3 protein-coding genes are annotated in these 12,453 nt (G+C 76.0%); all 3 read left to right on the top strand.

Features of this window, described 5'->3' with window-relative positions; genetic code table 11:
- Positions 1–196: 196 nt before the first annotated feature.
- The 3 genes from ACGFIR_RS16630 to ACGFIR_RS16620 all read left to right on the top strand — a co-directional run bounded on the left by ACGFIR_RS16630 (position 197) and on the right by ACGFIR_RS16620 (position 12,420).
- Positions 197–646 carry a hypothetical protein gene (locus tag ACGFIR_RS16630; protein WP_393003754.1) on the top strand — a complete coding sequence of 150 codons (450 nt, stop codon included), beginning with the start codon at positions 197–199 and terminating at the stop codon, positions 644–646.
- A gap of 56 nt (positions 647–702) precedes the next feature.
- Complete coding sequence (locus ACGFIR_RS16625; RefSeq protein WP_393003752.1) at positions 703–1,434, top strand: hypothetical protein; 732 nt, start codon at positions 703–705, stop codon at positions 1,432–1,434.
- Positions 1,435–2,280: 846 nt separating this feature from the next.
- Positions 2,281–12,420: a type I polyketide synthase gene (locus ACGFIR_RS16620; RefSeq protein ID WP_393145789.1), complete on the top strand. Its 10,140-nt coding sequence runs from the start codon at positions 2,281–2,283 to the stop codon at positions 12,418–12,420.
- Positions 12,421–12,453: the final 33 nt, after the last annotated feature.

Raw genomic sequence — 12,453 nt, 5'->3', positions numbered from 1 at the left:
GAACGGGCCGGCGCGACCGCTGTCGGCGGTCGCGCCGGCCGTGGTCGGGCGGCGTGCCGCACCCGCCCGGCCACGGCCCGTGGGAACGGCGCGCGGTCACGGCCCACGAGCCCCGCCCACCGGACGGCGGGCAGTCTGCGTCGGTAGCGGCTTCGCCGTCGCCATCGCGGCCCACCTGGTCTGGGACATCTTCGCAATGGGCTGCCTGTACTGGGAGTCCGACAATTCCACGGTCCAGTTGTTCGTCGTGCAGCCGCTGAACCTCATTGTCCTCAAGGGGCCGGCGTTCGCCATCCTGCTGTTTCTCGTCATCACCGCGCTGCGTCAGGAAACGAGGTCACTGCATCGGCACCTCCGGGACGAGGCGGGCGACCCGCGTGGCGCGATCACCCCGGCCGAGGTGCCCGTACTGGTGAATCCACCGCTGCGTCTGCGGATGCGGCTACAGGCACTCCTGCGTGGTGACCGTCCGGCCTACACGCGGATGAAGCGGCTGCACTCCGCGCAACTGGACCTGGCATTCGCCAGATGGCGCCGCGACGGAGGCGACCCGCAGCCGCCGGGGGCCGAAGACGCGCTGCGGCAGCGGATTCACGGTCTCAAGACCGAATCTCCGGTCCCGGCGACCGTCGCCGGCAACGGGTGACCCCGGCCCGGACGGGGCTCCATCCGTCCTCAATGGAGTTGTGCCACACTTCCCGGGTGACGCTGCCGCCGACGTCTGATGTGCCCGACGACCCGGGTGCTACCCCGCCGGAACCCGGCCTGGCCGCGCCACCGCCACCGCCGGCGCCGCCGAAGAACAACGGACCTCTCATCATCGGTGTCATCGCTGGGGTGCTGGCGCTGTGCCTGCTCGGGACCTGTGTGGTGGCGGCCGGCGCGTTGGTCGTCGCCAACAGGGACGACGACGGCCGGCCGGTGGCCGTCGCGGACGGAAACTCTCCCGTGCCGTCGTCGACGACACCCCCGGCACCGTCCACGGAGGTGCCGTTGCCGCTGCCGGAGGAGCCGCCTCCCACGACCGAGGCGGCTCCGCCACCGCCGCCCGCGAAGATCGGGCAGTGCATCGTCGTCAGCGAGGACGGCGACTTCCTGGGTATCGGTAACTGCAACGGCACGCGGGGCACCTACCGGGTGGTGTCGGTGGACTACGACCAGGGCACGTGCGCCGATCCCAAGTCCGCGTACATCACGGAAGACGGCTACCGCCTTTGTCTCGAGCGCCATCTGGTGCGCAACTACTGTTACAAATTCCCAAAGGGCGATGGCTGGATCGTCGGCGCGTCGAAATGCAAGGCAAAGGGCACCGTGCACATCGTCGACATTGTCCCAGGGGCCGCCAACGACAGGAAGTGCACCCGGGACTACCGGTGGAACCGCTGGTACCGGTTCACGCACCCGACTGTCGTCTACTGCGTGATGCAGTATTAGCGCCCGCCGTGATGATCCCGCATCCAATGCTCCGCGCTATTGATGTGGTCACGACAGCGACGGTGAACTCGAAGCGCACGTGACGATGTTCACGCTCTGTCGGCCAGGACCAGGTCGGGCGAGGGTGTGGCCGGTGCCGGCCGGGGAAGCGGGGCCCGCCCGTGGCCCCGGATGGCACCGCCACGCCGCCGGGTCAGCCGGGCGTCGCTGAAGGAGGCACCGAACCAGCGGTACGAGAGCGGTCGCGGCGCGGCCACCTCGGGCGCGTCCCGCCCCGGGGCCCGGTCCGGACCCCTCGCGCGGCCGGCACCGAGGTGGTGGGCGGGACGGACGACGGCGGAGCGGCCCACCGGACCCGGCCGCCCCACCTGGCCCCGGCGCACCGACTCGTCGACGTCTGCCGTTTCGGCCCATCTGGCGGGCGCCCCTGGCCAGCTCCCGCAGCGGGGCGAGCCGCGACCGACGCCCACCGAGCGTCGCTCACGTCGTGCCGCCCCGTAGCCGCTACCCTGACGCGAGGACTTCGGTCGGTCATCGATTCGCTCGGTCGCCAACCGACCCACCGGAGCGCGGCTCTTATCGATCGCCGCCACGCCGGGCCCGCCTCCCTGGTCGGCGGTCCCTTACGAAACACGGGCTAGGGGCACCCGTAGGGGCACGCTAGGGGTTGTGACCGCCGTCCGGCGACAATTACCTTTCGTCCGGCGCGTAAGACCTGGTGGGGGCTGAAACGCTTATTGTCTGGCAATTCGTGGTCGGCTGAATGGGCTTAGATCTTCGCGGCTTGTGGCGTCTGTGGACGGTATTGGGTCGCCTGTTTCTTACCGGCCCGAAGAGGTGGCGTCAATGGCGACTGAAGATACGCTCCGGGAGTACCTGAAATGGGTGACGGCGGACCTTCACCAGACCAGGAGGAAGCTCGGCGAGCTTGAGGCGGCCAACCGCGAGCCGATCGCCATCGTCGGCATGGCCTGCCGGTTCCCGGGCGGGGTGGGCTCGCCCGAGGAGCTGTGGGAGCTCGTCGAATCCCGCCGCGACGCCGTCTCCGCGTTCCCCGCCGACCGTGGCTGGGACCTGGCGCGGTTGTTCCACCCGGACCCCGACCACCCCGGCACGTCGTACGTCGCCGAGGGCGGTTTCGTCGACTCGGCCACCGACTTCGACGCCGCGTTCTTCGGCATCTCGCCGCGCGAGGCGCTCGCCATGGACCCGCAGCAGCGCCTGCTGCTGGAGACCTCGTGGGAGGCGTTCGAGCACGCCGGGATCGACCCCTCGACGCTGCACGGCCACCAGGTGGGGGTGTTCGCCAGCACCACCGGCCAGGACTACGTGGGCCTGCTCCAGCAGCCGCCGCCCGGTACGGAGGGCTACATCCTCACCGGCACGGCGGCGAGCGTCGTGTCGGGCCGGATCTCGTACGCGCTCGGCATCGAGGGCCCCGCCGTCACCGTCGACACCGCCTGCTCGTCGTCGCTGGTCGCACTGCACCTGGCCTGCCAGGCGCTGCGGCAGGGCGAGTGCACCCTGGCGCTGGCCGGCGGCGCCACCGTCATGTCCACCCCGTCCGCCTTCATCGGGTTCAGCCGCCAGCGGGGCCTGGCCATGGACGGCCGGGTCAAGTCGTTCGCCGCCGCCGCCGACGGCACCGCCTGGGGCGAGGGGGCCGGCCTGCTGCTCGTCGAGCGGCTCTCCGACGCCCGCCGCAACGGCCACCCCGTGCTGGCCGTGGTACGCGGCAGCGCGGTCAACCAGGACGGCGCGAGCAACGGCCTGACCGCCCCCAACGGCCCGTCCCAGCAGCGGGTCGTGCTCCAGGCGCTGGCCAGCGCCCGGCTCGCGCCCGAGCAGGTCGACGTCGTGGAGGCGCACGGCACCGGCACCACCCTCGGTGACCCGATCGAGGCGCAGGCGCTGCTGTCCACGTACGGGCAGGGGCGGCCGGCGGACCGGCCGCTGTGGCTCGGCTCGGTCAAGTCGAACATCGGCCACACCCAGGCCGCCGCCGGCGTGGCCGGCGTGATCAAGATGGTGATGGCGCTGCGGCACGACACCGTGCCGGCCACCCTGCACGTGGACGAGCCCACGCACAACGTGGACTGGACCGCCGGCGCCGTGGCGCTGGCGACCGAGCCGCAGCCGTGGCCCGCCGGGGAGCAGCCCCGCCGCGCGGGCATCTCCTCCTTCGGCATGAGCGGCACCAACGCCCACGTGATCATCGAGGAGGCGCCCGCCGCCGACCCCGCCCCGGCGGACGCCCCGGACAGCCCCGCCACCGCGACCGACGAGGCCACCGCGCCGGCCGCCGTCGACCCGGCCCCGGTCGACGGGGCCGGCCTCGTGCCGGTGCTGGTCTCCGCCCGCGACGCCGAGTCCCTGACCGCGCAGGCGACCCGCTGGGCCGACTGGCTCGACGACCGCCCCGAGCTGCGCCTGACCGACGTCGGCTGGTCGTCGGTGCGTACCCGGGCCAGCCTCGAGCACCGCGCCGTGCTGCTCGCCGCCGACCGCAACGACCTGGCCGCCGGCCTGCGCGCGCTCGCCGCCGGCGGCGACGCCCCGGGCCTGGTCACCGGCGCGGGCCCGCGCGGCGGCAAACTCGCGTTCCTCTTCTCCGGCCAGGGCGCGCAGCGCAGCGGCATGGGCCGCGAGCTGGCCGCCGCGTTCCCCGTCTTCGGCAGGGCGCTGGCCGAGGTCTGCGCCGAACTGGACCGGCACCTGCCCCGCCCGCTCACCCCGGTGCTCTTCGCGCCCGAGGGCGACGAGGCCGCCGCACTGCTCAACCAGACCCTCTACACCCAGGCCGGCCTGTTCGCCGTCGAGGTCGCGCTGTTCCGGCTCCTGGAGAGCTGGGGGGTCGTTCCGGACGTGCTGCTCGGGCACTCGATCGGCGAGCTGTCCGCCGCGCACGCGGCCGGCGTGCTGTCGCTCGCCGACGCCGCCACGCTCGTCGCGGCCCGGGGCCGGCTGATGCAGGCCCTGCCGGCCGGCGGCGCGATGCTGGCCGTCCAACTGCCCGCCGACACCGTCCGGGCCGCACTGGTCGGCGTCGAGGACCGGGTCGCCGTGGCCGCCGTCAACGGGCCCACCGCCGTGGTCGTCTCCGGCGCCGCCGACGCCGTCGAGGAACTCGAACGCCGCTGGTCGGACCAGGGCGTACGGACCAGGCCCCTGCGGGTCAGCCACGCCTTCCACAGCCCGCTGATGGAACCCATGCTCGCCGAGTTCGCCGCCGTGGTGCGCCGGCTGGAGCTGCACCCGCCGGCGCTGCCGATCGTGTCGAACCTGACCGGCGCCGTCGCCGACCCCGACGAGATCCGCACCGCCGAGTACTGGGTGCGGCACGTGCGGGAGGCCGTCCGGTTCGCCGACGGCGTCGAGCAGCTGCGCGCCCTGGGCGTGCGTACGTTCCTGGAGGTCGGCCCCAGCGGGGTGCTCACCGCGCTGGCCCGCGACGTCCTGACCGCGGCCGGCGCCGACGACGACACCGCCGCCGTGGCGCTGCTGCGCCGCGACCGCCCCGAGCCCACGTCCGCGCTCACCGCCCTCGCGCAGCTGCACGTCGACGGGGTCGAGGTGGGCTGGGCGCCGCTGTTCGCGGGCGCCGACACCACGCGCGTGCCCCTGCCCGGGTACGCCTTCCGCCGGCAGCGGTTCTGGCCCGAGCCGCCGCCCGCCGCCCCCGCCGCCGGTGCGGACGGCGACGACGAGTTCTGGACCGCCCTGGAGCAGGCGGACGTCGACACGCTGCGCGGCGAACTGGGCGACGACGACGAGCAGGTCCAGGCGCTGCTGCCGGCCCTGCCCGTACTCGCCTCCTGGCGCCGGTCGCGGCGGGAACGCTCCCTCGTGGACGGCTGGTCGTACCAGGTGACCTGGCAGCCCGTGCCGGTCGAGGAGCGCGACGGCCCGGCGGGCCGCTGGCTGGTCGTGCTGCCGGCCGACGACGCGCCGGCGTGGGCCGACGGCCTGGCCGGGCTCTTCGGCGACGCCGAACCGCTGGTGCTGCGCGTCGGCGCCGCGGACCTCGACCGTGCGGCGCTCGCCGCCCGGCTGCGGAACCTGGTCGACGGCCGGCCCGTCGACGGCGTGCTCGCCGTCGTCGCCGGCCAGGACCGGCTGCTGCCCGAGCACCCCGGCGTGACCCTCGCCGCCGCCGGCACCCTCGCGCTCGTCCAGGCGATGACCGACCTGGACCTGGTGGCGCCGCTGTGGTGCGTCACCAGCGGCGCGGTGGCGGCGGCCCCGGGCGACCGGGTCGCGCACCCGTTGCAGACCGAGGTCTGGGGCCTCGGCCGCGCGGCGGCCGTCGAGCAGCCGCACCGCTGGGGCGGCCTGGTCGACCTGCCGGCCACCGTCGACGACGCCACCACCCGGCGGCTCGCCGCCGTGCTGGCCGGCCACGGCGGCGAGGACCAGGTGGCCGTACGCCCCGGCGGCACCTGGGCCCGGCGGCTGACCCCGGCCCCGCCGGCGGCCGACGAGAATCCGGCCGGCGACTGGTGGTCCGGGGCCGTCCTGGTCACCGGCGGCACCGGCGCCCTCGGCGGCCACGTCACCCGCTGGCTGCTCGACCGGGGCGTCGGGCGGGTGGTCCTCGCCAGCCGTCGGGGCACCGCCGCTCCCGCCGTGGCGGAACTGCTCGACCGGTACGGCGCCGACGGGCGGGTCACCGTCGCCACCTGCGACGTCACCGACCAGCGGTCCGTGGCGGAGCTGGTGGACTCGCTGCCCGACCTGACCGCGGTGGTGCACGCCGCCGGTACCGACCAGCTCACCCCACTGACCGACACCACCCTCGACGAGTTCTCCCACGTCGTGGCGGGCAAGGTGCTCGGCGCCCTGCACCTCGACGCCTGCCTCGCCGAGCGCGACCTCGGCGCGTTCGTCATGTTCTCCTCCATCTCCGGCGTGTGGGGCAGCGCCGGGCAGTGCGCGTACGGCGCCGGCAACTCCCTGCTGGACGCCCTGGCCGTCAACCGGCGCGACCGGGGCCTGCCGGCCACCGCCGTGTCCTGGACCGCCTGGGGCGGCGCGCACGGCATGGCCGCCGAGAACGTGGCCACCGAACAGCTCAACCGGATGGGCCTGCCGCCCGTCGACCCGGAGAAGGCGCTCGTCGCCCTCGACCGGGCGCTGCGCCGCCCGACGCCCTGCGTGACCGTCGCCGACGTCGACTGGACCCGGTTCCACCCCGCGTTCACCGTGGCCCGGCCCAGCCCGTTCCTCGGCGACCTGCCGCAGGTCCGGGCGCTCGTCGCGCAGGAGGAGGCCGCCGCCCCGGCGGGCGGGGTCGCCGCGCCGCTGCGTCACCTCGCCGCGCTGCCCGCGGCGGAGCAGGAGCGGGAGCTGCTGCGGCTGGTCAACGAGCAGACCGCGGCGGTGCTGGGCCACGCCACGCCCGACGAGCTGCGCGGTCGCCCGTTCAAGGACCTCGGCTTCGACTCGCTGACGGCCGTGGACTTCCGGGGGCGGCTGAACGCGGCCACCGGCCTGCGGCTGCCCACCACGCTGGTCTTCGACTACCCGACCCCCGCCGAGCTGGCCGCGCACCTGCGCGAGCTGGTCTCCGGCGCCGCCCCGGCCGACGCCCCGCAGACCGTCGTCGTGGACGCCGACGAGCCCGTCGCGATCGTCGGCATGGCCTGCCGCTACCCGGGCGGCGTCGACGGGCCGGAGGCGTTCTGGCGGCTGGTCGCCGACGGCGTGGACGCCATCTCGCCGTTCCCCACCGACCGGGGCTGGGAGATTCCCGAGCCGGCCGAGGGGACCCACCCGCCGGCGGGCGGGTTCCTCTACGACGTGGCGGACTTCGACCCCGCCTTCTTCGAGATCTCGCCCCGCGAGGCCCTCGCCATGGACCCGCAGCAGCGGCTCACCCTCGAGACGTCCTGGGAGGCGCTGGAGCGGGCCGGGGTGGACCCGGCGTCGCTGCGCGGCACCCGTACCGGCGTCTTCGTGGGTGCCTCCACCTCCGGCTACGGCACCGGGCTGACCGAGGTCCCCGAGGGCGTCGAGGGCTACCTGATGACCGGCGCCGCGCACAGCGTCATCTCCGGCCGGGTCGCGTACGCGCTCGGGCTGGAGGGGCCGGCCGTCACCGTCGACACCGCCTGCTCCTCGTCGCTGGTGGCGTTGCACCTCGCCGGGGCGGCGCTGCGACGCGGCGAGTGCGACCTGGCGCTGGCCGGTGGCGTGGCGGTGATGGCCACCCCGACGGCGTTCCAGGAGTTCTCCCGTCAGGGCGGCCTGGCCTCCGACGGGCGGTGCAAGTCCTTCGCCGCCACGGCGGACGGCACCGGCTGGTCGGAGGGCGTCGGCATGCTGCTCGTGCAGCGGCTCTCCGACGCCCGGCGGCAGGGGCGCCGCGTCCTCGCCGTGGTGCGCGGCTCCGCCGTGAACTCCGACGGCGCGTCGAACGGCCTGACCGCCCCCAACGGGCCGTCCCAGCAGCGCGTGATCCGGCAGGCGCTCGCCAGCGCCCGGCTGACGGTCACCGACGTGGACGTCGTCGAGGCCCACGGCACCGGCACCGTCCTCGGCGACCCGATCGAGGCGCAGGCCCTGCTGGCGACGTACGGGCAGGACCGGGGCGACGCCGGCCCGCTGCTGCTGGGCTCGGTCAAGTCGAACATGGGCCACGCGCAGGCCGCCGCCGGCGTGGCCGGCGTGATCAAGATGGTCCTGGCCATGCGGGAGGGCACCGTCCCGGCGTCGCTGCACGTGGACGAGCCGTCGCCGCACATCGACTGGTCGGCCGGCGACGTGGAGCTGGTGACCCGGTCCCGGCCGTGGCCGGCGGTCGACCGGCCCCGCCGCGCGGCGGTCTCCTCGTTCGGCATCTCCGGCACCAACGCCCACGTGGTCGTCGAGCTGCCCGCCGACGCGCCCGCCGACGCCGAGGCGGCCGACGCCCCGACGCCACCGGCCGCCGGTGAGGAGCGGGAACGCGCCGCCGGGCTGCTCGCCGCCGACGTGGTGGTCTGGCCCGTCTCGGCCCGCTCCGCCTCGGCGCTGGCCGCGCAGGCGTCCCGGCTGGCCCGGCACCTGCGCGCACACCCCGGCCTCGCCCCGGCGGCGGTCGGCTGGTCGCTGGCCGCGACCCGTTCGGCGTTCGACCGGCGCGCCGCCGTGCTCGGCGCGACCCCCGGCGAGCTGCTGGCCGGCCTGGACGCGCTCGCCGCCGGCACCCCGGCCGGCAACGTGGTGACCGGCACCGTCGCCAACCACGGCGCGGGACCCGTGTTCGTCTTCCCGCACACCACCCCGGCCGGCGCGGCGGCCGGCCTGGTGGGCCGCTGCCCGGTCTTCGACGACGCGCTCGCCGAGTGCCGGCAGGCCCTCGCGCCCTGGATCGACGTCGACCCGGCCGCCCTGCTCACCGGCGCCGACCCCTCCTGGGCCGACCGACCGGAGCTGGCCCGGCCCGTTCTGTTCGCCGTCGGGGTGGCGCTCGCCGCCGTCTGGCGGCACGCCGGCGTCACCCCCGCCGCGGTCGTCGGCCACGGTGACGGCGAGGTCGTGGCCGCCTGCGTGGCGGGCCTGCTGTCCCTGCCCGACGCCGCCCGGACGGTGGCGCTGCGGGCCCGGGCCGCCGCCGGCGAGCTGGACCCCGACGGCCTCCGTGCCGGCCTGGCGGGGATCGCGCCGCAGCCGGGGACCGCCCGGCTGGCCTCCGCGGTCATCGGCGACTGGGCCGACCCGGCCCGCCTCGGTGTCGACCACTGGGCCGACCCGGCCAGCCTCGGTGCCGACCTGGCCGGCCCCGGAGCGGCGCCGAGCGTCCCCGGCGCCGACCGCCCGGCCGATGTCGCCGGGGGGCCGGAGCAGCTGGACGCCGCCCTGCGCGCCGCCGTCGCGGCCGGACACGTGACCTTCGTGGAGGTGTCGCCGGAGCCGGCGTTGGCCGCCCGGGTCTCCGCTGTCCTCGCCGCGACCGGCACCCCCGGTCACGTCCTGGACACCCTCGGCGGACCGGACGACGCCGCCATCCGGCTGCTGACCGGCCTCGCCACCGCGCACGCCCTCGGCCTGCCGGTGGAGCACCGTCGGCTGCTGCCCGAGTCCGAGCCGGTGGATCTGCCCACGTACGCCTTCGACCGGCACCGCTACTGGCTGGAGCGCACCGGCGCCCACCGCTCCGTCCTGCCCGCCGTGGGCCTCGACGTGGTCGACCACCCGCTGCTCAGCGCGGTGGCCGACCTGCCCGGCGACGAAGGGCTGCTGTTCACCGGCCGGATCACCCTCGCCACCCACCCCTGGCTCGCCGACCACGCCGTGCTGGGCACGGTGCTGCTGCCCGGGACGGCCCTCGTGGAGCTGGCGTCCTGGACCGGCCGGCAGGCCGGCGCGGCGACCGTCGCCGAGCTGAACCTGGAGGCGCCGCTGGCGATCCCCACCGAGGGCGGAATCGACCTGCGGGTCCGCGTCGGCGCACCGGACGAGACCGGACACCGGCCCGTCGCCATCCACACCCGGCGCGACGACGACACCGCACCCGACGGCTCCCGGGCCTGGCAGCGCCACGCCTCCGGCCAGCTCGCCGACACCGTCGACCCGGACCCCGCGCCGGCAGCCGTGTGGCCGCCCGCCGACGCCGAGCCGATCGCCCTCGACGGGCTCTACGCCCGGCTCGCCGCCCAGGGCTACCACTACGGCCCCACCTTCCGGGCGCTGCGCGCCGCGTGGCGCTCGGGCCAGGACATCCTCGCCGAGGTCGCCCTGGACGCCGACGCGTCCACCGACACCACGGCCTTCTCCGTGCACCCGGCCCTGATGGACGCGGCGCTGCACGCCATCGGCGCCAGCGCCACGGCCGGCGCCACCGACGCCGTGACCGGCGAGGCCGCCGGTGGCGCGCCGAGCACCGACGGTGGCCCCGACATCCGCCCGGGGCTGCCGTTCACCTGGTCGGGGGTGACCATCCGGCCCACCCGCGCCCGCGAGCTGCGGATCCGGCTGCGCGCCACCGACGCCGGCTCCGTGGCCCTGACCATCACCGACACCGGCGCGACGCCGGTCGCCTCCGTGGACGGTCTGGTCCTACGGCCCATCTCCGGTGAGCAGCTGAGCGCCGCCCGCCGCTCGGCCAGCCGGTCCCTGCACCGCCTCGACTGGGTGGCCCCCGCCGCCGGCCGGGCCGACGGCAGCCCCCGGCTGGTCGTCCTCGGCGACGACTGGCCCGGCGCCGACCGGCACCCGGACCTCTCCGCGCTGGTCGCCGACGTCCGCGCGGGCGGTGCCGTGCCCGACGCGGTGGTGGTGACCTGCGCCGGACCGGCCGCCGACGAGCCGCATCCGGCCCGCCAGGCGCACCGCGTCGCCCACCGCATGCTCGCGCTGGCCCAGCAGTGGCTCGCCGAGGACGCCCTGACCGCCGCCCGGCTGGTGGTGGTCACCCGCGGCGCGGTCCGGGTCGACCCGGACGAGCAGATCGCCGACGTGCCGGCCGCCACCGCCTGGGGCCTGCTGCGCTCCGCGCAGTCCGAGAACCCCGACCGGATCGTGCTGCTCGACGTCGACGACGACGCTCCGGCCGCCGCGCTGCTGCCGGCGGCCCTGGCCACGGGCGAACCGCAGCTGGGCGTACGCGCCGGCCAGCTCCGGGTGCCCCGGCTGACCCGGCTCGGCCCGCCCCCGGCCGAGGTGCCCGGCCCCGACCTGGCCGCCGGCACCGTGCTGGTGACCGGGGCGACCGGCCTGCTCGGGCGGCTCGTGGCACGACGGCTCGTCACCCGGCACGACGTACGGCACCTGCTGCTGGTCAGCCGCAGCGGGGCGGACGCCCCGGGCGTCGCCGCGCTGGTCGACGAGCTCGCCGGACTGGGCGCCACCGCCCGGGTGGTCGCCTGCGACGTCACCGACCGCGACGCGCTCGCCCTGCTGGTCGACCAGCTCCCCGCCGACCTGCCGCTGACCGGCGTGGTGCACGCCGCCGGGGTGCTCGACGACGGCGTCCTGCCCGCGCTCACCCCCGACCGCTTCGACACCGTGCTGCGACCCAAGGTCGACGCTGCCTGGCACCTGCACGAGCTGACCGAGAAGCTGGACCTGGCCGCGTTCGTGCTCTTCTCCTCGGCGGCCGGCCTCTTCGGCGGCCCCGGGCAGGCCAACCACGCGGCGGCGAACTGCTTCCTCGACGCCCTCGCCCAGCACCGGCGCGACCGGGGGCTCCCGGCGCTCTCGCTGGCCTGGGGCCCGTGGGTCAACGACACCGGCGACGGGCAGACCGGGCACGTCGACGAGGCCCGGATGAACCGGGGCGGCTTCGTGCCGCTCGGCGCCGACGAGGGCATGGACCTGTTCAGCGAGGCGCTGCGTTTCGCCGAGCCGGTGGTCGTACCGGTCAATCTGGACCTCGCGCTGATCGGCCGGCACGGGCCGGCGGCGGTGCCACCGGTGCTGCGGTCGCTGGTCCGCCCGGCGACGACCGGCGCGGCCCGCGCCGCCGAGCGCGACCCGGCCGAGGCGCTGCGGGAGACCCTCGCCGCCACGGCGGAGGCCGACCGCGACCAGGTGCTCTCCGACCTGGTCCGCACCCACGCCGCCGCGGTCCTCGGCTACGCGTCGATCCGGTCGATCGACGTGGAGCGCGGCTTCGTCGAGCTGGGCTTCGACTCGCTGACCGCGGTCGAGTTCCGCAACCGGCTCAACGCGGCCACCGGCCTGCGGCTGCCGTCCACGCTGATCTACGACCGGCCGACGACGGCCGCGCTGGTCGAGTACCTGCGCGGCGCGCTGCTGGCGGAGCGCAGCACGTCCGCGCTGACGGTGCTCGGCGAGCTGAACAAGCTGGAGCACGCCATGCGCGCGGTGTCCACCGGCGACACCGACCGGGCCGCCGTCGGCGCCCGGCTGCGTGAACTGCTCTCCCTGTGGACCTACACCGAGTCCGGTGCGGACTCCGCCGCCGACGAGGGCACCAGCCTCGAGTCGGCCTCCGCCGAGGAGATCTTCAGCCTGCTGGACGAAGAGTTCGGCTCGGCCTGATCCGGCATGTCGCACACCTCGAACCCCGATACG

The sequence above is a fragment of the Micromonospora sp. NPDC049051 genome, from assembly GCF_043197575.1.
In the GTDB taxonomy this organism is placed as follows: Bacteria; Actinomycetota; Actinomycetes; order Mycobacteriales; family Micromonosporaceae; genus Micromonospora.
Note: the sequence above shows the minus strand (reverse complement) of the source record. Positions and strands in the feature narration are given on the sequence as shown.